Source organism: Bradyrhizobium sp. Crot121, from assembly GCF_059512385.1.
On record NZ_JCAMOR010000001.1, the window covers coordinates 15,797 to 36,671 of the forward strand.

A 20,875-nucleotide genomic window follows, 5' to 3' on the forward strand; every position below is an offset into this window, starting at 1 on the left:
AGTGGATATGGATGCACGTGAATTATTGAAGCTCGACATGACCGCGGAGACGATGATCATCGTGACGCCGGAACTTACGGTCGGACATTTCGTCCCAGGCATGCCGCGGGTCTATGCGACGCCGATGATGATCCTGCACATGGAGATCGCCGCAGGTGCCGCCATCTCAGCGGCGCTGCCGAAGGGATTTGTCAGCGTTGGCATGGAGGTGAACGTCCGCCATCTCGCGGCAACTCCGATCGGCCAGACCGTACGCGCGACCGCCCGCGTCACCGAGCTCGATTCCAGGCACATCCTGTTCGCCGTCGAAGCCTGGAACGAGGAGCGCAAGATCGGCGAAGGCACCCACCGCCGCGGCATCGTCAACGTCGCAGAATTCGAGAAGCGGTTCGGCGTGAATGAGAATGCGGCTGCGTGAGTCCTCTTTAGCGGAGCACGAGACCAGATCTCGGGACCTCCACCTCGCCCCCGCTTGCGGAGAGAGGTCGGAATTCAAGCGAAGCTTGAATTCCGGGTGAGGGGGAGCCTCCGCGAGTGCAACTCGCACCGTATCCGTGGAAGCAGCCCCTCACCCTACCCTCTCCCCGTAAGAACGGGGAGAGGGAGGAGAGAGCGTGCCCGCTTAGTTCTGCTCCCTCACCGAGCGCACGATCCGGATCGGAATCCCCTTGGACGACGGGGTGAAGCTGATGGGATCGTGCGCATAGAGCGGCACCAGCGGGTTGGTTTCGGGATAATAGGCGGCGCAGCAGCCGTTCGGGAAGGAATAGCCGACCACGCGGAAATTGTGCACGCTGCGCTCCATTCCGTCGGTCGAGAGCGTGACGAGATCGACCCGGTCGCCGTCCGCAAGGCCGCGCTTCTTCATTTCCGCCTCGTTCAGGAACACCACGTCGCGCTGACCGTACACGCCGCGATAGCGGTCCGACATCGAATAGAGCGTCGTGTTGTACTGATCATGGCTGCGGATGGTGCTCAGCCAGAGCATCTCCGGATCGCTTTCACAGCTATCTTCGCCCAATCCTTCGAACAGCAGGAAATTGGCTTTTCCCGACGGCGTCATCCAGATGCGCTCGCGCGCCGTCGAGGTGAGATGGAAACCGCCGGGCACGCGGATGCGGGCATTGTAGCCTTGGAAGATCGGGAACACGTCCTCGATTGCATCGCGAATGCGGTCGTAGTCGGCGACCAAGGCCTCCCAATCCACCACGCTGCGGTTGCCGAGGGTGGCGCGCGCGATTCCGGCGATGATCGCCGGCTCGCTCAGGAGATGCTCGGAGGCTGGCTTGTTGCGGCCGCCGGAGGCATGAACCATCGACATCGAATCCTCGACCGTGATCGATTGCGGTCCGGTCGCCTGGATATCGATCTCGGTGCGCCCGAGGCACGGCAGGATCAGCGCATCGCGCCCATGGATCAGATGACTGCGGTTGAGCTTGGTCGAGACATGGACCGTGAGATCCAGATTGCGCAACGCGGCCTGCGTCTGCTGCCAGTCCGGTATCGCCGCGGCGAAATTGCCGCCCATGGCGACGAACACCTTCACCTCGCCGCGCAGCATCGCCTCGAGCGCCGTCACCACGTTGTGGCCGTGCGCGGCTGGCGGCTTGAAGCCGAAGCGATGCTCCAGCCGATCGAGGAATTCCTTGGTCGGCACTTCGGTGATGCCGACGGTGCGATCGCCCTGCACATTCGAGTGGCCGCGCACCGGACAGAGGCCGGCGCCCTCGCGTCCGATGTGGCCGCGCAGGAGCGCGAGATTGGCAAGCTGCTGCACATTGCAGGCGCCGCGCTTGTGCTGGGTGATGCCCATGCCATAGACGATAATCGCGCGCTCGGCCTTCATATAGACGTGCGCGGCATGCTCGAGATCCTCGCGCGAGAGACCGGACTGCCGCTCGATATCAGGCCATTGCGCCGCCTTCAGATCCGCGATGAACGCCTCGATGCCGGCGGTATGGCCACGGATGAAATCCCAATCGAGGATCTCGGGCTTGTCGCTTGCGCGCGCAGCCTCATCTTCCTCGACCATCACCTTCATGATGCCCTTGAGCGCGGCAATGTCGCCGCCGACGCGTACCTGGTAGAGCGGCGAGCTGATCTTGGTGGCCGAGAAGGTCGCCATCTCGATCGGATTCTGCGGATATTGAAAGCGCTCCAGCGCCCGCTCGCGGAACGGATTGAAGGAAATGATCGCTGCACCCCGGCGCGATGCCTTCCACAGGCTCGTCATCATGCGCGGGCTGTTGGTGCCGGGGTTCTGGCCGAAGATGAAGATGCAATCTGCCTTGTCGAAGTCGTCGAGCAGCACGGTGCCCTTGCCCACCCCGAGCGACTGCGGCAGGCCGACGCTGGTCGCCTCATGGCACATGTTCGAACAATCAGGAAAATTGTTGGTGCCGTATTCGCGGGCGAAAAGCTGATAGAGGAACGCGGCTTCGTTCGACGTGCGACCCGAGGTGTAGAACTCCGCCATATTAGGGTCGGGCAGTGCGTTGAGGTGGCGGCCGATGATCGCGAAGGCATCGTCCCAGCTTGCCGGACGGTAATGATCGGACGTCCTGTCATAGACCATCGGATGGGTGAGCCGACCGACCATTTCGAGATCGTAATCGCTCCAGCCGGACAACTCGGTGACGGAGTGCTCGGCGAAGAACTCCGGCGTGCAGCGCTTCGCCGTCGCTTCCCACGCAACTGCCTTGGCGCCGTTCTCGCAGAACTCGAACGACGACGTATGCTTCGGATCAGGCCAGGCGCAGCCCGGACAGTCGAATCCTTCGGGCTGGTTCATCCGGCTCAGCGTCGTCGCGCCCTTGATCGGAACGCGCTGCTCGATCAGATGCTCGCTCAATGCCTTGAGCGCTCCCCATCCGCCGGCCGGCTGATGATAGGGACGGATGGATTTGCGAACGGTCATCGGCAAAGGCCTTTTTTAGAATGCCAGGGTCGGTTGAGTAAAGGAGAGCTGTCCAACCGATGTCTTTCCAAAACGAGGCGGGATTTGCACAATCGCACCGCTCGCCGCGTGAGAAGCTTGCACGTCGTGCTCACGCAACTGCGCGTCATCTGTCATCGCGGCAGTGCGTTCCAGAAAAAGCGTGTCATTACGGAAGCAAAACCAACGACGCCTGCCTAGGTCTTGATGAACGGACCGCTGATGAGCGGATCTGTGCCGGTTCGACCATCTCTTTCTGGAGTATCAGCTCATGTTCTCGCGACGAGATCTTCTGGCAGCGTCGGCTGTCGGAGCCGCAATGACCGCATCCGCGCATGCTGCAAGCTTCGGCAATCCGGACGAGCCGCCTCAGGGCGCCATCAACGCCAAGTCGCCCGGAAGTCTGACCGATCCCGGTCCGCAGAATCCAGCCATCGCAAAACAGTTTCCATCCGCATTCACTCCGCCCGCGACCGACGTTGGCGGCCTGCCCACGACCTGGGCATCCTTCAACAATGCACCGAGACGCATTCAGAACGGCGGCTGGGCGCGGCAGGTCACGGTCGACGATTTCGCGATCTCGAAGGAAATATCCGGCGTGAACATGCGCCTCGCCGCCGGCGGCATTCGCGAGCTGCATTGGCATCAGGCCGCCGAGTGGGCCATTATGACCTATGGCACCTGCCGCGTGACCGTTCTCGATGCAGAGGGGCGTCCTTATGTCGGCGACCTCAAGGCGGGCGACCTCTGGTATTTTCCGGCCGGCACGCCACACTCGCTGCAGGGCCTCGGACCCGACGGCTGCGAGTTCGTGATCTGCTTCGATGACGGCCACGCCGACGAGTTCAATACGCTGCTGCTGTCGGATTGGATGGCCCACACGCCGCCCGAAGTGCTCGCCAAGAACTTCGGAGTTCCGGTCGAAAGCTTCGCGAACATTCCGCTGCACAACCTCTGGATATTCCAGGGCACCGTGCCAGGCGACCTCGCCGCCGACCGCGCCGCGATGAGCAGGAACGCAGAGATGCCGCCGCATCCCTTCATCTTCTCGCTCGAAGGCTCGCGCCCGCTCAAGCAGTCCGAGGCCGGCACCATTCACGTTGCCGACAGCACCAACTTCAATGTCGCAACGACCGTGGCCTCGGCGCTGGTCACCCTCAAGCCGGGCGCGGTCCGCGAGATGCACTGGCATCCGAACGCCGACGAGTGGCAATACTACATCAAGGGCAAGGCCCGGATGACGGTGTTCAACACCGGCCCCAATGCGCTGACAATGGACTTCAACGCGGGCGACATCGGTTACGTCAAGAAGAACTACGGGCACTATGTCGAGAACGTCGGTGATACCGACCTGCAATTCGTCGGCGTGTTCCGCGCCCCTCGCTACGAGGAAGTCTCGCTGACGAACTGGCTCACGCATACGCCGCCCAAGCTGGTAGCGCAGCATCTCAACATCGACGAAGCGATGATTGCCAAGTGGCCCGACAACAGTCCGGGTATCATGCCGAAGGCATGAACCTGGGTATCATGCCGAAGGCATGAACCTGGGTATCATGCCCAAGGCATGAACCTGGGTATCTTGCCGAAGGCATGATCGCAGTCGGGTGGACTCATTGCGCCCGTCCGACATCCTCATGGAGCGGCAGGGTGAACTGGAAGGTCGCGCCCGGCCCGGCATTGCGGGATGCAGACAGCTTTCCGCCATGGGCCTCGACGATCGAGCGGCAGATCGATAATCCCAAGCCAAGGCCGGCCGACTTGGTGGTGAAGAACGCATTGAACAGCCGCTCGGCGTTCTCGTCGGAAAAGCCGACGCCGCAGTCCGCCATGATCAGGATGGCCTGATCGGCATCGAAACTGCGCTGCGATCGGATCAGCAATTCGCGCGGCCGATCCGTAACAGGCTGCATCGCCTCGATGCCGTTCATCACCAGGTTCATGACGACCTGCTGCAATTGAACCCGGTCGGCGCGGACGATCAGCGGATCGGTCGCAAGCTCCGTACGCAGCGTGATCTGCTTGCTCGTGAGCTCGCGCCGCATCAGCGCCCGGGCCTCGTTGACGACCTCGTTGATGTCAAGAAGCGCCCGCTCCGTATCGGTCTTGCGTGCCAGCGCCCTAACGCGCCCGATCACGTCGGCCGCGCGGCTGACATCCTTGACGATCCATTCCACCGAGCGCCGCGCATGCTCCATGCCTGACGCGCCGCGGTCGAGCCAGCGCAGGCAGGCTTCGCCGTTCGACATGATCGCGGCCAGCGGCTGGTTCACCTCGTGGGCGATCGAGGACGTCAACTCGCCGAGCGTGATCACGCGCGTGGCGTGCGCGAGGTCCGCCTGCGCGTCGTTGAGCGCGGCCTCGGCCTGCTTGGCGGCGGTGACGTCGGTTACCGCGCCGATGTACTCGATGCCATCAGGACCGTCCTTCATGGCATGGGCCAAAGTGCGAATATGCTTTAGCGCGCCATTCGGCATCACCAGCCTGGCTTCGTGACAGAAATCCACGCCATTCTGCGAGGCCTCGTCGAGCAATTGCTGCACGAAATCCCGATCTTCGGGATGCATGCGCTGCAGCACGAACTCCAGTGTCGGCGTTGTGGCCGGATCGCATTCGAAGATCCGAAACGTCTCCTCCGACCAGCTGATCTCGCCGGTCGCCACCTTCCAGCCAAAGCTGCCGGTGCGGCTCAGCCGCTGCGCTTCGGCCAGGTACATTTCGCTCCGCAGCAGCCGGGCCTCGGTCCGCTTCTGCGCTTCGAGCGCAGCCAACAGATCGCGGCGAGAAAGCTCCAGCGATCTCGTCGCCTTTCGCTGCGCCGCAGCGATCCAGTTAACGAACAGCGCCGTGATCAAGAACAAACTCACGCGCGGGATCTGATGAACATCGATCTCGAACGAATTGATGGGAGAGGCCACGAAATACTCGAACGCCAAACCTGCAAGCGCAGTCGACACCAAGCCGGGGCCGAGGCCGCCGAACCAGGCCGCAAACATGATCGCGCAAAGAAATAGCGAGACGTACGGTTCGATGTTCAGGTACTCGACCGCGGCCTTGGAGGCGATTAGAGCTGCAGCGACCGACAAGATCGCAACCGCATAACGGGAGAACGTCGCCCAGGGCGTCTGATCGAAATCGGTCAGTCCCAAGCGCCAATCTGAAGATGGCCGCGGGGCATCGACGGACAAAGCGGGCGCACCTGTTTCGCTGCTACGCTGGCCCGGATACATGCCAAATGCTCCTTGTGCCGCCCGATCATGAAATCCCTGCTTACGGTCGCGCAAGAGCTCTTCCAACTCAAGACTCGTTCTTCCAACTCAAGAGCCGTTGAATTTCCGTGTGGCAGGAGTGGACGAGCCGTGAACGGCGGCCGCGATGCGGTTTTGGTGATCGTCGGGACCCGTCCCGTCTGGCGACCGACTGGGTCGGAAAAACCCGCCTGCCGAAGAATTCAGATCTTGACAGTCGGACCTTGCCCATCACGCCCCTGCAGGGCCTGTTCAAGGTTTTGAATGAGATTGTCGGTCTCGAACGGCTTGGTCAAGAGACAGACTGCACCGGCGCTTGCGGCGTGGGCGGACACGGCCGCCTCGGGAAAAGCCGTGATAAAGATGAAAGGTATCTCGTTGCCGCGGGCGCGCAGGCGAAGCAGGAGCTCGACGCCGTTAGTGCCGGGCATATTGACGTCGGCGATCACGCAGGAGGTCTGGTCGAGCACGCCGGACTGCAGAAATTCGTCAGCCGACCCAAACGTGAGAACGCCATAACCAAAAGACCTCAGCAGATTGTCGGTCGCGGTACGGACGGACGCATCGTCGTCGATGATGGAGATCATCGGTGTTGTCGGCAAGATCGCTGTCCTTTTGGGGAAACGGGGAATAAGGATCCGCTAGCGCGCGATGACTTTTCCTCGAATCGTCAGCCCGCCTAGATTCTTGTCCGGCACACGATCTGCCGCGCAAACGTTCCCCATTTGTCGCGCGGAAAAGCCGGCACCGCTTCCCCGGATCGCACGCTCGTAACGTTAAAATGCGCTCTATCAAGGTACCGGGGAATCATACTTAGGTTTCTCGCCCACAGCTATCGGCGGCGAATTCCGATCATTTCGGCCATCCTGACCAGATCGGCGAGCGATTTTGCGCCCATCTTCTTCATGACGCGCCCGCGATGGATTTTGACGGTGATCTCGGCAACCCCGATCTGCGCCGCAATCTGCTTGTTCATGAGACCCGCAGCCACCAAAGCCAGTACTTCGCGTTCACGGTCGGTCAGGGTCTCGAAATGTTCTCGCAAGCCCGTAACGGCTTTCTCAGCCTCGCGCCTTTCGCGATCGCGCTTGATCGCGGTCATCACGGAATCGAGCATATCCTGATCGCGGAACGGCTTGGTCAGGAAGTCGATCGCCCCGCCCTTCATGGCGCGGACGCTCATCGGAATGTCGCCGTGACCGGTCATGAAGATGATGGGAATGTGGACGTCGGCCCTGGCCAATTCGAGCTGGAGGTCGAGCCCACTCAACCCGGGCAGCCGGATGTCCAGCACCAGGCAACTCGCGACATCAGGCAACTTGCTGTGCAGCAATTCCGCGGCGGAGCCGAACTCCTGCACCTCCAGGCCCACCGATTGGAACAGGTTGGCAAGCGCCCGTCGTACGCTCTCGTCATCGTCGACGACGAAGACAACTGACTCCTGGCCCGTCGTCAGGTCGTGAGGCGACGCAAACGGATTCATGCGCCATCTCCGCATGCAATGGCCGAATGAGAACTCCAGCGGACGGCAGCAGACGGATGTTTCGGATTCAAAACTGATTTTCCGGGTATCCCTGACCTCTGACGTTAGAACACATCAGCGGAACCTCCGCAATTCTACGGGGGTGCCGGGAACAGGACGCAACCATGCTCCCGCGGCGCTGCTGCTATGCCTGCGACAAAATAGCCAACCGGGATCGAAGGCCTAGCGGCCGACTTCCACACTGGCAGTGGTGCCGGCAACGAGGCGCACCCCGTCAGGCACATGATCGATGTGAATATGCACCGGGATCCGCTGCGCCAGCCGCACCCAGGTGAAGATCGGATTGACCGACGCGAGCCCGCCCTGCCCCGGCTGCGCGTTGGTGACAGTGATGCCGCGCGAGACCCCGCCGACATGGCCACGGATGAGCTGGCTGTAGCCCATCAAGCGGACTGTCGCCGGATCATTGTCGCGAATCCTTCCAAGGCTCGTCTCCTCAAAATAGCCGTCGACCCAGAAGGAATCGGCGTCGACCAGCGAGACCAGGTTTTGGCCGATATTGGCGTAGTCGCCGCGCTGGGCCAGCAGATTCGTCACATAGCCATTGACGGGCGAGCGAACGGTGACACGGCTGAGATTGAGCTCCGCCTTGGAGACCATGGCCTGACCCGCGGCGACAGCGGCTTGCAGTTGATGCAGCGAGCTTGCCGATTGCTGAAAGACGTCCGTCGACACCCAGCCTTCTCCGCGCAGCTTCGCCTGCCGTCCTTCGTTGGCGCGCGCGTAGTCGAGCGCGGCCTGGTCGCGCGCAACCTGGGCGCGGGCAGCGTCCAACGCGATCTGGTAGTCGTTCGGTTCGATCTCGAACAGCACGTCGCCCTTGCGCACCATCTGGTTGTCGGCGACCGGCAGGTTGACGATCCGCCCGGCAATCTCCGGCGCGACGGTCACGACATAGGCCCGCACCATGCCGTCGCGCGTCCACGGCCGCCCCATATAGACGTCCCACGCGAACCATCCCAACAACGCCGCCACCACGACAGCGCCCAGCGTGAGCAGTGCCGGGATCACGGAACTGAGCGATATCCTGCGGCTCGCCCCGCCTGCCGAAGAGCGCAGCAGAGCTTTCCCGTCGCCCGCCAATCGCGTCTGAACTTCAGACATCGCTATACCTCAGCTACCACCAAAACCACGCATGAAAGCAGAATGATATAAATCGCGAGCACGAACAGCGCCGGATGCCAGACATGGCGCAGCAAGCCGAAGCCCGCCACCATCCGTCGCAACACGACCAGGATAAGCCAGGCCGCCACCATCAGCAACGAAAGCGGGGCGACGTAGACGCCAAACAGGTTGACTTCCGAAAAGCTCATGGCGGCGATGTTTCGAAATAGGTCTTATGTTGTGCGAGCGTTTCCGATAGCACGAGGATGCTGCCGCGCGCCCGCTCCCTGACGGGCAATCCCGGCGTCGTGGGCGCGACCGCGGCAAGCTTCGCATCGAAGTCTCCGAGGCGCTCGATCGCAGCCGCGATATCGGCTTGCGCGACCGCATCCAGTGCAACGGAGAACTCCTGATCAAGGTCGAAGCGACCGGCGACGGGACGAAGCCGGATGATGGCATTGCCCACCACCAGGGCCGACAGGAGATCAGAACGTGCCGTCGGCTCGGTCTTTTCAGGGAGCGCCTGCAGGTAGTTGTAGATCCGTCCTTCCCACGCCTCCGATGTCAGTTGCAGCCGGTCGGTGGCAAGCCGCCGTAGTTCCCGCAGTGTCCGCCGCAGCAGACGGCGGACACGGAGCTCCGCCGACAGCGGCGGCACCATGCGGAACGCAAGCGCGGCCGCGCCGAGTCCCACGAAGATCGCCAGCGCGACATTGTAAAAGGCGAGCGTATTGTAGGTCATCTGGTTCGCCGGCCCGAGCAGCGGAATGAAAGTCGCGACCAGCGCGATGAAGACCGGCGGCAGCCAGGGTTGGGTCATCAGCGCACCGGCCGGAATGAGAACAAGCCCGATCACAAGGCAGAGGCCGGCGAAGCATGTCATCTGCGGCAGAAGCGCGAAGTTGGCGATAGCCGCGAGCACAGTGGTGATGGCGGCGCCGACCATGAACAGCATGGTGATGCCATAGGCCTGATCGGGCCGCGCCGAGAACAGGGTGAGCGCGATCGCCGCAAAGGCGACGGCAAGCGCGCCATTCGGCCACGCCGTCACGACCCAGAACAATTCGACCGCGGCGATCGCGGTGAATGCCCGTGCCGCATTGAGAAGCGAAGGAGCATAGTCCGGAACCGGAAACCTCTCATGCCGCCGCGCCCGAACGGGCTGCGCGGGATCAGTCAGCACGAGCAAGCCGCCAAACGCCCTTCGAAGCGCAAGCAGCGACCGCGCCGCCTCATCGACGATCAGCTTGATCGACGGCGTCGCACATCGCATCGTCAGCAATTCACGCACGGCTGCAGCACATGACCTGCGCAAACGCGCCGGATCGGTTTGTGCGATCATCGCAACGCCGGCGGATTGCGCCGTCAACTCCGTTGGAAAGCTGCGGGCGATCTGGCCGATTTCATGCCGCCCCTCTTCGCTTGGCAGCAGATCGAGATGGACGGCCACCCTTCGCCATGCGGACATTGCGCGGAGAAGACCAGTCGATGCCGACTCTAATTCCAGCATGTGATAGCGAACGTCATAGGACTCGCCGCCTGCCTCATCCATGAGGGGATCGAGAGCACCGATCCGCTGCGCCAGACCGAAGCCGATCCGGCGGGATCCCTCTCGCCTTTCCGACAACGTCGCGACGAGCTGAGCCAGGATTTCCGTCGCCAGCGCAGCCATCTCCTTCGCCAGCCGCCTTGGCGCATCGCCGAAATCCGTCATCGCCATCACCAGGCCCGAACACACGATGCCGACGCAGATCTCGCTGGCGCGGTTCACCGCAAGCGTGAAGACCTCGCCATTGGCGCCACCGGTGGCGCCAAGCAGGTCGCTTGCGACGATTGCAGCGGTAAAGCCCGCGAGCGCTGCCGAATAGGACGCAAAATTGCGCAGCAGCGTCGCCACGAAAGCGCAGCCCGCGCTCCAAAGCGCCAGTCCAAGCAGGAATCCGACCCGCTGTTGCGGAAAGAGTGCTGCCAGCACCACGATCGCCACAGCGCCGATCGTCGTCCCGATCAGGCGAAACCAGCCCTTGCGCAGCGCAGCGCCGAGGTGCGACTGGCTGGCGATCGCGGCCGATGCACCGGCCCAGGACGGAATCTCGAGCTGAAGCCAGAAGCTGAGATAGAGGGCGAGGCAAACGCTTGCCCACAAGCGCAACCCAAACATCAGCGCCGACGCCGGAACGCGCAGCCGGTCGGCAAGCCGTCTTGCTTCGGGAAGCCGGCCCGCAGTCCAATCAAGCAGAAGCGACGCCGCCCTGGTCATCTGCCTCACCTATGCACATCGGGCAGACTGCGCGCTGATCTCAATCGAGCTCATGCCGCATCAGTAATGATCGGTCATGGGACCGACCTTACCACGGAACACGCGGTAGCCGATCACGATGTAGAGCAGCATGAGCGGGAACACGAACAAGCCCTCGCCCCAGAACATGAAGGCGAGGCTGGAATGCGGCGCGGCCGCCTCCTCTATGGTGATGACAGAGGGGATCATATAGGGCCAGAACGACAGCGCCAGTGTCCCGAAGGCGGTAACGAAGATCGTCGCCACCATGTGGAACGGCCAGTAATCGTTATGGCGCAGGATGCTGGTGGCAAGCACCAGCGCCGCAGTGGCACCGATCGCCGGGAACGCGAACAGATAGGGCCTGTCGGTCCACCGCTGCAGGATCGGAAGATTCTCGATGAGCGCATGGGCGAAGACGACGATCAGGAACACCAGCACGGCGATCGCAAGGACCGGGATCTGGCGGCGCGCGGTGGCGCGAACCGCCCCCTCGCTCTTCCGCACCAGCCAGCAGGCGCCGAGCAGCGCGTATCCGAGGCAAAGGCCGATACCGCACAATACGGCAAAGCCGGTCAGCCAGCCGAGCGCGCCGCCGGAATATTCGCCATTGGTGAACTCAAGTCCCTCGACCAGCGCGCCGACCATCGCGCCCTGCATGAAGCTCGCAACAAGCGAGCCACCGGAGAAGGCGACATCCCAGACCCAGCGCGAGGCCAGCGCCTTGTTGCGGAACTCGAATGCCACGCCGCGCAGGATCAATCCCAGCAGCATGACGATGACGGGGATATAGAAGGCCGACAACAGGATCGCGTAGGCAGCGGAAAACGCACCCCACAGGATCACGCCAGCCACGACCAGCCAGGTCTCGTTGCCATCCCAGACCGGCGCGACCGTGTGCAGCATTTCGGCCCGATCCTTCTCGTTCTTGGCCAGGCCGAACAGCAGGCCGACGCCGAGGTCAAACCCGTCGAGCAGGAGATAGATCAGGATACTGATTGCGAGCAGCGCTACCCAGAACATCACCATGTCTATTCTCCTGCACTGATGTAGCTGCGTGCGCCGACCGGGGGCTGATCGGCCATCGACATGGGCCGGTTCGGTGCCGCTTCGCGCGGCTCCGTGGTCGGAATTCCGGCCGGGCCGGCGCGCAGCAGGCGATAGATGTAGTAGGTGCCAAACGAAAAGATGAAGGCGTAGACCAGGACGAACAGGATCAGCGTGGTCAAGGCGGCGGACGCGGTGAGGAACGGCGTCATCGCATCAGCCGTGCGCAGCACGCCATAGACGGCCCAGGGCTGACGGCCGACTTCCGCGGTGTACCAGCCGGTGAGGATCGCGATCCACGGCAGCGGAAAGCTGAGAAAGATACCCCAGAGCAGCATGCGGTTCCGCTCGAGCCGATGCTTGAGGCTGAGATAGGTCCCGAGCCAGGCCAGCCCCAGCATCGCGAGACCGCAGCCGACCATGATGCGGAAGGTGAAGAACGGGATGATCACCGGCGGCCGGTCCTGCGGCGGGAATGTCGTCAGACCGACTTCCTTTGAGGTCAAGCTCATGCTGCCGATGATGCTGCCGAGCACGGGAATGCTGATCGCGTATTTGTTGGACTCCGTGCTCGAATCGGGAACCGCGATCAGCACTTCGGAGGCGGGCTGCTCGTCGTGCCAACGGGCCTCGATCGCGGCGAATTTGGCCGGCTGATAATCGTGGACATAGTCGCCGACGAGATGTCCGATGAAGAGCTGGATCGGAAGCAGCACCGCCGCAAGCGAAAGGCCCATGCGCAGCATCACCCGCGCCTCTACGTAATAGGTCCGCCGCAGCAGGTACCACGCGCCGGTCGCCGCCACGCAGAACGCACCGGTCAGGTAAGAGGCGATCAGCATGTGCGGAAAGCGCACCCAGACCACGCGATTGAAGAGGATCGCCACCCAGTCGTCAGGCGCGAACTGTCCCTTCTCCAGGACATAGCCGACCGGCGCCTGCATCCAGCTGTTGTTGACCATGATCCAAAACGCCGAAAGCGTCGTTCCCAGCGCCACCATGGCAGTGGAGAACAGATAGAACCATGGCGGCACGCGGTTGCGGCCGAAGATCAGGATGCCGAAGAAGCTCGCCTCCAGCATGAAGGCGGTGAACGTCTCGTACGACAATAGCGGCCCCTGGATCGGTCCCGACATCTTGGCCAGCACGCTCCAGTTGGTGCCGAACTGGAATCCCATGACCACGCCCGACACCACGCCCATGCCGAAGGCAACGCCGAAGATCTTGAGCCAGAACTCGAACAGTGTCCGGTACACCGGCTTGCCGGTACGCATGTGCATCGCTTCGAGCACGGTCAGCCACGCGGCCAGGCCGATCGTGAACGAGGGGAAGATGATGTGAAAGGAGATGGTGAAGGCAAACTGCAATCGTGACAGGAGAAGTGCTGTGGCATCCATCGGAAGTCTCCTGCCTTCTCAAGCCCGTTGCGCTGCCGACGTCGGTGTGGCGGCCGGCGGTGGAATGTTGTCGACCTTCAGAATTTTGGCGGTGGTCGCACGGATGCGCCGGCAGAAATCCGCATCATCGATCAGCGATATGCCGTAGGATGGGATGATTTCTTTCAGCTTGGGCAGCCAGGCATTCGCCGTGAGCTGGCCGGCAAAGCACTTCTCCAGCACGCTGATGGCGATGAAGGCCGCGGTCGAGGCGCCCGGCGACGCGCCAAGCAGCGCGACCAGCGAATGATCAGCAGCGCCGACCAGTTCAGTGCCGAATTCAAGCAGTCCGCCGCGCTTGACGTCCGGCTTGATGATCTGGACGCGCTGGCCTGCGACCTGCAGCCGCCAGTCCTTGGGATCAGCGTTCGGATAATACTGGTCGAGCGTCGCCAGCCGATGGCTCTCGGACTGCAGCACCTGCCCGATCAGATATTCGGTCAGGTCGAAATTGTCGCGCGCCACCGCAAGTAGCGGTTCGACGTTGGCGGGCCGGATCGACTCGAATAAATCGAGCCGCGAGCCGTGCTTGAGGAACTTGCTGGAGAAGCCGGCATAAGGCCCGAACAACAGCGAGTGCTGCCCGCCGATGACGCGGGTGTCGAGATGCGGCACCGACATCGGCGGCGAGCCGACCGCAGCCTTGCCATAGACCTTGGCGTGGTGACGCTTATTGACCGCGGCATCGTCGCAGCGCAGCCAGATGCCCGAGACGGGGAAGCCGCCATAGCCGTTCCCTTCCGGGATGCCGGATTTCTGCAAGAGCGGCAGCGCGCCGCCGCCGGCGCCGATGAACACGAACTTTGTCTTGACTGTCCGTTTCTCGCCGGTGTCGGTATCGTGAACCTCGATCCGCCAGCGACCATCCTGATCGCGAACGAGATCAGTGACGACGCTCTTGTAATGGACGGCGCAGCCGGGCTGGCTGACGAGATGATGAACCAGATGATGGGTCAGCGAGCCGTAGTCGACATCGGTGCCGGTGATGATCCGCGTTGCAGCGACCGGATCGTCGCCACTACGGCCTTCCATCACCAGCGGCACCCAGTCGGCGATCTGCTTCGGATCCTCGGTGTACTCCATGCCCTCATAGCAATGATGGGCCGACATCGCCTTGAACCGCTTCCTGAGGAACTCGACATTGTCGGCGCCGGACACGAAGCTCATATGCGGCACCGGATGGATGAAGGTGCGCGGATCCGAGATCGCGCCCTTGCCGACAAGAAAGGACCAGAACTGCCGCGACAGATCGAATTCGACATTGACCTGCAGCGCTTTGGAAATGTCGACGCTGCCGTCGGGCCGCTCCGGCGTGTAGTTCATCTCGCAATTGGCGGCGTGCCCGGTGCCGGCATTGTTCCAGGCATCCGAGCTTTCCAGCCCGCAATCCTCCAAGACCTCGAACATCGAGATGGTGAGTTGCGGCTCCAGCTCCTTGAGGAAAACGCCTACCGTAGCGCTCATGATGCCTGCGCCGATGAGGACGACGTCCGGCTCGCCAGTGGGGATGCTCTGCATGGATGTCTCCTTCCGGGTTGATATCGCTGTCCTGAACGACTCACGCCGAGGCGGACTGTTTCTCCTTGGCCCGGAACGGCACATGCGCACCGGGCCGCAGCACCACATAGCCGCGGCGCCAGGATGAATTGTCGGTCAGTTTCCAGCTATGTCCGGAGCCGGCAGTGTCTTCCGCCAGCAGGATGTCGCCGGGATGCAGCAGGAAGTGCTCGCCGTCGCGGGTCTGGAAATCCAGCGTCCCGGAGAGCGTGATCACCAATTGGCGGATCGGCGCGGTGTGCCAGGCGAACGCACCGCCCGATGCCGTCTCCTGGAAGGAGATGGTGACGGCGTCGGCCTTGCTGCTGAGCCAATCGCCGCGCTGGCCCGGCTCAAGCTCGATGAACCCATCCTCGAAATGCGAATTGTTGTCTTCACCGGTCCATAACCTGACGCATCTGATCATGCTGCGCTCCTTCAGCTTGTCGGTGTGCCGGCTTTGACCGGCGCGTTGCCTTGGGCCACATAGGGCTTGACCATCTTGGCGGGATCGACGACACGGTCGAATTCCGGCTCGCTGACGAAGCCGAGCTTCAGCGCCGCCGCCTTCAGCGTGAGATCGTTGTCCATCGCGTGGTGCGCGATCGCCGACGCCTTGTCGTAGCCGATCACGGGCGCGAGCGCGGTGACCAGCATCAGCGAGCGTTCGACATATTCCTTGATCTTTTTCTCGTTGGGCTTGGTGCCCTCGACCAGGAACTTGCGGAAATTCGTGCAGCCGTCGGTCAGGATCGTGATCGACTGGGCGATGTTGTGGATCATCAGCGGCTTGTAGACGTTCATCTCCAGATAGCCGCTGGCGCCGCCGAAGCCGACCGCGACATCGTTCGCCATCACCTGCACCGCGATCATCGTCAGCGCTTCGGCCTGGGTCGGGTTGACCTTGCCCGGCATGATCGAGGAGCCTGGTTCATTCTCCGGGATCATCAGTTCGGCAAAGCCGGCGCGCGGGCCGCAGGACATCAGGCGGATGTCGTTGCCGATCTTGTAGAGCGAGACCGCAAGCGTGCGCAGCGTGCCGGAAAGCTGCACCAGCGCATCATGCGCGCCCTGCACGGTGAACTTGTTGGGCGCACTGACGAACGGCAACCCGCTCAGGCGCGCGATCTCGGCGGCGACAGCCTCGGCAAAGCCCGGCGCCGCATTGATGCCGGTGCCCACGGCGGTGCCGCCAAGCGCCAGCCGGAACACGCCCTTGAGCGCGTCCTCGATCCGCGCAAGGTCATCGGCGAGCATGCCGGCATAGCCCGACCATTCCTGGCCGAGCGTCAGCGGCGTCGCATCCTGCATGTGGGTGCGGCCGATCTTGACCACGTCGTCCCACTGTTTGGCTTTGGCATCGATCGCGTCGTGCAGGGCCTTCACCGCCGGAACAAGGCGTTGCGTCACGTTGACGGCGGCCGCGATATACATGGCGGAAGGAAAACTGTCGTTCGAGGATTGCGACATGTTGACGTGATCGTTCGGATGAACCGGATGCTTGCTGCCGAGCGGCGTGCCTGCGAGCTGGCAGCATCGGTTCGAGATCACCTCGTTGACGTTCATGTTGAATTGCGTGCCGCTGCCGGTCATCCAGACGTGCAGCGGAAACATGTCGTGATGCTGGCCCTGCAGGATTTCGTCGCAGACATGGACGATCAGCTTGTGCACCTTGGCATCCAGCCGCTTGCCCGCATGGTTGGCGTTCGCGGCCGCCTTCTTCAGGATCGCGTAGGAATGGATCATCTCGCGCGGCATCAGGTCCTTGCCGATGCTGAAGTGCTCGAGCGAACGCTGGGTCTGGGCGCCCCAGAGCTTATCGGCGGGGACTTCGACTTCACCAAGACTGTCGGTTTCCTTGCGGAAGTCACTCATGGTCGCCTCTCTTTACGCGCGGTTCGAAAAGCAAGCATCGGCGTTGCGGCAAGGCTACGTGCGGGGTCGCGTACAGGCTTCCTGAAACGAACGTCTTTTACGGAATTGCATGTCAGCACTGCGCTGCGACAATTTTCGCGAATTTCCGTCGTCACAAGCAAGAACGACGCGCCAGCGCGGAAGGCCGCGCGCAAGCACATCAGTACAAACGGCTACGATTGCCGCTATCGCCGATAGTGTTCACTTTGGCCGAGGCCGCGAAAGCATTCACGCCGTCGCAAAGCCATCGCCTGTCTCAACGGAACGGCGACGCATTCCCGGCGCGAAGACAACACGGTCGGGATGCGTGAACACTTCGTAGCCGTCGTCGCGCGCAATGGCGATCAAGGTGATCCCCGCTTCGTCAGCGGTCTTGATCGCGAGCGTCGTCGGTGCGGAAACGGCGACGATGATGGGCGCGCCGATCATGGCGGTCTTCTGCACCATCTCGACCGAGATGCGGCTGGTGAGCAGAATTGCACCGTTCGAGACCGACCTGTTGTGACGGATTAGCGCGCCGGCGAGCTTGTCGAGTGCGTTGTGGCGACCGACATCCTCGCGCACCGGGCCGACGCCGCCATCGGCCTGCCAGAAAGCGGCCGCATGCACAGCGCGGGTTTTCTGGTTCAGGTCCTGCAGCGAGGGAAGCGCACGCATGGCTTCCAGAAGATCGCGGGCATCGAACGTCGCGCCCTTCTTCACCCTGGGAACCGCGCGCCTCGCCTCCACCAGGCTTTCGATGCCGCAAAGACCGCAACCGACGGGGCCCACCGAGGCACGGCGCCGCGCGAACAAGGCCGCGGTCCGATTTTCTGCAAGCCAGATCCGGACCTCGATGCCGAGATCAGTCTCGATCAGATCGAGACTCCTGATCTCCTCGGTGCGGGCAACGATGCCCTCCGTCATGGCGAAGCCGACGCCGAAATCCTTCAGATCGGCAGGCGTCGCCATCATCACGGCATAGGTCGATCCGTCGAAGGTCAGCGCGATGGCGGTCTCTTCCGCCACCGCTCGTGACGAAGAGCTCGCGCGGCCGCCCCGCCAGTTCAGGCCGGTTCGTTCGATGAAAGCACCATCGGCGGCCATGATCACCTCAGCTCGGGTTCGGCGTCGAATGCGCGGCGGGCTACACGGCTCAGGTCAGGAGTTCCTGTTCCGCGTCGCCTCGTAGAGGAACCAGGTCCGGCGCTCGGTCTCGTCGATCCAGTTTTCCAGCAGGCTCGCGGTGGCGACGTCGCCATATTCGTCACAGACATTGTGAACCTGGCGCATCTCCCGCGTGAGCTGTTGGTTGTCGCTGCCCAGTTCAGCCAGCATGTCCTGCGGATCGACATAGTCGGCGTCGTTGTCGAGGATGCGCTGCTGGCGTGCGATCTGACCGATCGAGCGGATCGTGGTGCCGCCGATCTTGCGCGCGCGCTCGGCGATCGGATCGGTCATCGCGAAGATCTGGTCGGATTGCTCGTCGAGCAGAAGATGGTAGTCGCGGAAGTGCCTGCCCGACATATGCCAATGGAAGTTCTTGGTCTTGACGTAGAGCGCAAACACGTCGGCCAGCAGGCCGCTGAGCGCCGCTGAGATGTCGCGAGTCGCTTCGGCTTTCAGGTCGGTCGGGCTCTGCAATTCGGGGCGCGTGGACTTGAGCATTCGTGCCATCCTTGTTTCTTGGTCGGCGGCCGCAGCGTTTCCGGGCCGTCCTCGACGGTTGCGATACCGTGCATCTCAGAGCGTATCTTTCCGAAGCCTGCGGACTCTTTCGGATTCGCACGGATTTCGGGACATTCTTCCGAATTGGCTGCGAAACCCGCGCAGAACGGGGCGGGTCAGACTTTGCGAAAGCTTGCGCGGTACTGGCTCGGCGTGATCCCGAGGCGCTTGACGAACACGACGCGCATATGCTCGGCGCTGCCAAAGCCGCTTTCATGCGCGACCACTTTCAGCGCAAAGTCGGTGCCTTCGAGGCGGTTGCGCGCGGCATCGACGCGCGCGCTTTCGACGAATTCGGCCGGCGTCACATTGGTCTCGCGCTTGAACGCGCGCGCAAAACTGCGTGCGCTCATTCCGGCGACCTGCGCCAGCACCTCAACACCGTTCCGCTCACGCAAATGCGCCATCACATGGGTATGAACGCGCGCGATCGGCGAATCCTTCTCGGCCGGCGGCACGAGATAGGGACTGAACTGGGATTGCCCGCCCTGCCGCTGCGCCACCACGACGAGCCGCTTGGCGACCGCGAGAGCGACTTCTGGCCCGTGATCATCCTGCACGATCGCGAGCGCGAGATCGATTCCTGCCGTGACGCCGGCCGAGGTGAGCAGCGGCCCGTCGCGGAGATAGATGCGATCGAACTCGACCTTCGCCTTCGGGAACTGGCGGGCAAGACTAGGCGCATTCTGCCAATGCGTCGTTACCGTCTTGCCGTCGATCAGGCCGGCATGGCCGAGCGCGAACGCGCCGGTGCAGATTGAGCCATATTGCTGACAGCGCGAGGCCCTCTCGCCAAGCCAGTCGACAAGCCGCGGATCCGGCGGCGTGGTCGGAAGCGCCGGTCCGCCGGCGACCAGCGCGAGATCGAACGCCTGCTCCGCATCGGCAAATGTCATCTCCGGCGTGATCGACATCCCGTTCGACGCGCGGTACGGCTGCCGTTCGGCACCGATCAGCGTGAGGACGTAGCCGCGATCCGTTCCGACGAACGCGTTAGTCTCGGCGAACACGTCAAGCGGGCCAGCGACATCGAGCGCCTGCACTTCCGGAAAGATCGCCAGCGCGACCGCCTTCATCGACCAACAATCCAGTTGCTGCGCGTGGATGCGCGCCATGACTATGCATGGAATCCTGCCAGCCGGCCATGCATTTCAGCCAGCGGCTTCTTGCACGAACGCCATCGGCAGAAAAGCATGGTGTTTTGACGGTTTCGCAGGGATCGGCGGCGTTGTTCGCGCCAACGTAAAGCGTCAATTGTGAGGTGAGCTATTCACAAAGACCATAAGGACATCAGATCATGACCAGGATCATTGCCGGCATCACCGTTCCCGACAGCAAGCTGGCGCGCGAGGTCGACGAACTGGTTCGCGACACCGAATCCGAACTGCTCTACCACCATTCCAATCGCGTCTTCCTGTTCGGCGCGCTGGCCGGGCAGCGCCGCGGGCTGAAGGTCGATCATGAACTGCTCTATGTCGGTGCGATGTTCCACGACATGGGCTTGCAGGCACCCTATGCCAGCACCAGCGAGCGTTTCGAGGTCGATGGCGCCAATGCCGCCGCAAGCTTCCTCCGCGCCCATCGCATCAATGAGCGCGACGTCGAGGACGTCTGGGACGCGATCGCGCTGCACACCACGCCAGGCATCCCGCAGCACAAGCGGCCGGTGGTGGCGCTGGTGACGGCCGGCGTCGAGATGGATGTGCTGGGGCTGGATTTTGACTCCTTCACGGCCGCACAGCGCCATGAGGTCTGCGCCCATCATCCACGCGGCCACGACTTCAAAAACGGCATCATCGATGCGTTTGCCGCCGGTACGATCAAGAAGCCGCAGACGACCTTCGGCAACGTCAAGGCGGATGTGCTGGCGCTGCGCGACCCGACCTACCACCGGATCAATTTCTGCGACGTCATCCTGAACTCGAAATGGCCGGAATAACGAAGGCTTGCATCAACGCATGGCGAACGGCGTCGAAACAACCACCGCGAGCGGAGCGGCGCCGATGACCGGCTTCGCTCCGCATCCAAAGAGAGCCAGGAGATTGCCGGCGGAGATATTCACTAGCTCATCACCCGACGATCCGAATCCGTCGCGGCCGAACGACACTATTTACCGCAAACCGCCGCGTC

General features: G+C 62.6%; 18 protein-coding genes. 3 read left to right on the forward strand and 15 right to left on the reverse strand.

Annotated elements, in window-relative coordinates; genetic code table 11:
• Nucleotides 1–7 precede the first annotated feature (7 nt).
• Complete coding sequence (locus tag AC5ZGW_RS00065; RefSeq protein WP_028162156.1) at nucleotides 8–418, forward strand: thioesterase family protein; 411 nt, start codon at nucleotides 8–10, stop codon at nucleotides 416–418.
• 204 nt (nucleotides 419–622) lie between these two features.
• On the opposite strand, the gene AC5ZGW_RS00070 is transcribed toward AC5ZGW_RS00065, so the two are convergent.
• Nucleotides 623–2,917 carry an FdhF/YdeP family oxidoreductase gene (locus tag AC5ZGW_RS00070; protein ID WP_130227866.1) on the reverse strand — a complete coding sequence of 765 codons (2,295 nt, stop codon included), beginning with the start codon at nucleotides 2,915–2,917 and terminating at the stop codon, nucleotides 623–625.
• Nucleotides 2,918–3,206: 289 nt separating this feature from the next.
• Here AC5ZGW_RS00070 and AC5ZGW_RS00075 point away from each other — a divergent pair, with 289 nt between their 5' ends.
• Complete coding sequence (locus tag AC5ZGW_RS00075; RefSeq protein WP_130227865.1) at nucleotides 3,207–4,451, forward strand: oxalate decarboxylase family bicupin; 1,245 nt, start codon at nucleotides 3,207–3,209, stop codon at nucleotides 4,449–4,451.
• Nucleotides 4,452–4,545: 94 nt separating this feature from the next.
• On the opposite strand, the gene AC5ZGW_RS00080 is transcribed toward AC5ZGW_RS00075, so the two are convergent.
• The 14 genes from AC5ZGW_RS00080 to AC5ZGW_RS00145 all read right to left on the reverse strand — a co-directional run bounded on the left by AC5ZGW_RS00080 (nucleotide 4,546) and on the right by AC5ZGW_RS00145 (nucleotide 19,860).
• Entirely contained in the window at nucleotides 4,546–6,081 is a 1,536-nt protein-coding gene (locus AC5ZGW_RS00080) for an ATP-binding protein (RefSeq protein ID WP_165435366.1), read from the reverse strand.
• A gap of 302 nt (nucleotides 6,082–6,383) precedes the next feature.
• A complete protein-coding gene (locus tag AC5ZGW_RS00085; RefSeq protein ID WP_130227863.1) occupies nucleotides 6,384–6,782 on the reverse strand; it encodes a response regulator transcription factor in 399 nt (132 codons plus the stop codon).
• Nucleotides 6,783–7,012: 230 nt separating this feature from the next.
• A complete protein-coding gene (locus tag AC5ZGW_RS00090) occupies nucleotides 7,013–7,663 on the reverse strand; it encodes a response regulator transcription factor (protein ID WP_028162152.1) in 651 nt (216 codons plus the stop codon).
• Nucleotides 7,664–7,885: 222 nt separating this feature from the next.
• Entirely contained in the window at nucleotides 7,886–8,827 is a 942-nt protein-coding gene (locus AC5ZGW_RS00095) for an efflux RND transporter periplasmic adaptor subunit (protein ID WP_130227862.1), read from the reverse strand.
• 2 nt (nucleotides 8,828–8,829) lie between these two features.
• Nucleotides 8,830–9,036, reverse strand: coding sequence for a DUF1656 domain-containing protein (locus tag AC5ZGW_RS00100; RefSeq protein WP_028162150.1), 207 nt, complete (start codon nucleotides 9,034–9,036; stop codon nucleotides 8,830–8,832).
• Nucleotides 9,033–11,087, reverse strand: a complete 2,055-nt coding sequence (locus tag AC5ZGW_RS00105) for an FUSC family protein (protein ID WP_130227861.1) — start codon at nucleotides 11,085–11,087, stop codon at nucleotides 9,033–9,035. Before AC5ZGW_RS00105 ends, AC5ZGW_RS00100 begins: the two co-directional genes overlap by 4 nt.
• A gap of 60 nt (nucleotides 11,088–11,147) precedes the next feature.
• Nucleotides 11,148–12,134 (reverse strand): cytochrome d ubiquinol oxidase subunit II, encoded by a 987-nt coding sequence (cydB, locus tag AC5ZGW_RS00110; protein ID WP_130227860.1) that lies wholly within the window; start codon nucleotides 12,132–12,134, stop codon nucleotides 11,148–11,150.
• A 2-nt stretch (nucleotides 12,135–12,136) separates the two neighbouring features.
• Nucleotides 12,137–13,549 carry a cytochrome ubiquinol oxidase subunit I gene (locus tag AC5ZGW_RS00115; RefSeq protein WP_130227859.1) on the reverse strand — a complete coding sequence of 471 codons (1,413 nt, stop codon included), beginning with the start codon at nucleotides 13,547–13,549 and terminating at the stop codon, nucleotides 12,137–12,139.
• An 18-nt stretch (nucleotides 13,550–13,567) separates the two neighbouring features.
• On the reverse strand, nucleotides 13,568–15,106 hold the full coding sequence (gene mqo / locus AC5ZGW_RS00120) for a malate dehydrogenase (quinone) (RefSeq protein ID WP_130227858.1): 1,539 nt from the start codon (nucleotides 15,104–15,106) through the stop codon (nucleotides 13,568–13,570).
• Between the two features lie 40 nt (nucleotides 15,107–15,146).
• Nucleotides 15,147–15,551 carry a cupin domain-containing protein gene (locus AC5ZGW_RS00125; protein WP_130227857.1) on the reverse strand — a complete coding sequence of 135 codons (405 nt, stop codon included), beginning with the start codon at nucleotides 15,549–15,551 and terminating at the stop codon, nucleotides 15,147–15,149.
• Nucleotides 15,552–15,562: 11 nt separating this feature from the next.
• Nucleotides 15,563–16,999, reverse strand: a complete 1,437-nt coding sequence (fumC, locus tag AC5ZGW_RS00130) for a class II fumarate hydratase (protein WP_130227856.1) — start codon at nucleotides 16,997–16,999, stop codon at nucleotides 15,563–15,565.
• A 267-nt stretch (nucleotides 17,000–17,266) separates the two neighbouring features.
• The gene (gene fdhD, locus AC5ZGW_RS00135; RefSeq protein ID WP_130227855.1) at nucleotides 17,267–18,124 is read right to left on the reverse strand and encodes a formate dehydrogenase accessory sulfurtransferase FdhD; all 858 of its coding nucleotides are present in this window, start codon (nucleotides 18,122–18,124) and stop codon (nucleotides 17,267–17,269) included.
• 54 nt (nucleotides 18,125–18,178) lie between these two features.
• Complete coding sequence (locus tag AC5ZGW_RS00140) at nucleotides 18,179–18,685, reverse strand: Dps family protein (protein WP_130227854.1); 507 nt, start codon at nucleotides 18,683–18,685, stop codon at nucleotides 18,179–18,181.
• A gap of 176 nt (nucleotides 18,686–18,861) precedes the next feature.
• Nucleotides 18,862–19,860: a GlxA family transcriptional regulator gene (locus AC5ZGW_RS00145; protein WP_207231080.1), complete on the reverse strand. Its 999-nt coding sequence runs from the start codon at nucleotides 19,858–19,860 to the stop codon at nucleotides 18,862–18,864.
• Between the two features lie 182 nt (nucleotides 19,861–20,042).
• Between AC5ZGW_RS00145 and AC5ZGW_RS00150 the strand changes: the two genes are divergently transcribed.
• Complete coding sequence (locus AC5ZGW_RS00150) at nucleotides 20,043–20,684, forward strand: HD domain-containing protein (protein ID WP_130227853.1); 642 nt, start codon at nucleotides 20,043–20,045, stop codon at nucleotides 20,682–20,684.
• The last annotated feature ends 191 nt before the right edge of the window (nucleotides 20,685–20,875 follow it).

What these genes read in the sequence shown, in the direction of transcription:
- AC5ZGW_RS00065 (WP_028162156.1), top strand. Translation starts at nt 8, where the DNA reads ATGGATGCACGTGAATTATTGAAGCTCGACATGACCGCGGAGACGATG.
- AC5ZGW_RS00070 (WP_130227866.1), bottom strand. Translation starts at nt 2,917, where the DNA reads ATGACCGTTCGCAAATCCATCCGTCCCTATCATCAGCCGGCCGGCGGA.
- AC5ZGW_RS00075 (WP_130227865.1), top strand. Translation starts at nt 3,207, where the DNA reads ATGTTCTCGCGACGAGATCTTCTGGCAGCGTCGGCTGTCGGAGCCGCA.
- AC5ZGW_RS00090 (WP_028162152.1), bottom strand. Translation starts at nt 7,663, where the DNA reads ATGAATCCGTTTGCGTCGCCTCACGACCTGACGACGGGCCAGGAGTCA.
- AC5ZGW_RS00095 (WP_130227862.1), bottom strand. Translation starts at nt 8,827, where the DNA reads ATGTCTGAAGTTCAGACGCGATTGGCGGGCGACGGGAAAGCTCTGCTG.
- AC5ZGW_RS00100 (WP_028162150.1), bottom strand. Translation starts at nt 9,036, where the DNA reads ATGAGCTTTTCGGAAGTCAACCTGTTTGGCGTCTACGTCGCCCCGCTT.
- AC5ZGW_RS00105 (WP_130227861.1), bottom strand. Translation starts at nt 11,087, where the DNA reads ATGACCAGGGCGGCGTCGCTTCTGCTTGATTGGACTGCGGGCCGGCTT.
- cydB (WP_130227860.1), bottom strand. Translation starts at nt 12,134, where the DNA reads ATGGTGATGTTCTGGGTAGCGCTGCTCGCAATCAGTATCCTGATCTAT.
- AC5ZGW_RS00115 (WP_130227859.1), bottom strand. Translation starts at nt 13,549, where the DNA reads ATGGATGCCACAGCACTTCTCCTGTCACGATTGCAGTTTGCCTTCACC.
- mqo (WP_130227858.1), bottom strand. Translation starts at nt 15,106, where the DNA reads ATGCAGAGCATCCCCACTGGCGAGCCGGACGTCGTCCTCATCGGCGCA.
- AC5ZGW_RS00125 (WP_130227857.1), bottom strand. Translation starts at nt 15,551, where the DNA reads ATGATCAGATGCGTCAGGTTATGGACCGGTGAAGACAACAATTCGCAT.
- fumC (WP_130227856.1), bottom strand. Translation starts at nt 16,999, where the DNA reads ATGAGTGACTTCCGCAAGGAAACCGACAGTCTTGGTGAAGTCGAAGTC.
- fdhD (WP_130227855.1), bottom strand. Translation starts at nt 18,124, where the DNA reads ATGGCCGCCGATGGTGCTTTCATCGAACGAACCGGCCTGAACTGGCGG.
- AC5ZGW_RS00140 (WP_130227854.1), bottom strand. Translation starts at nt 18,685, where the DNA reads ATGCTCAAGTCCACGCGCCCCGAATTGCAGAGCCCGACCGACCTGAAA.
- AC5ZGW_RS00145 (WP_207231080.1), bottom strand. Translation starts at nt 19,860, where the DNA reads ATGGCGCGCATCCACGCGCAGCAACTGGATTGTTGGTCGATGAAGGCG.
- AC5ZGW_RS00150 (WP_130227853.1), top strand. Translation starts at nt 20,043, where the DNA reads ATGACCAGGATCATTGCCGGCATCACCGTTCCCGACAGCAAGCTGGCG.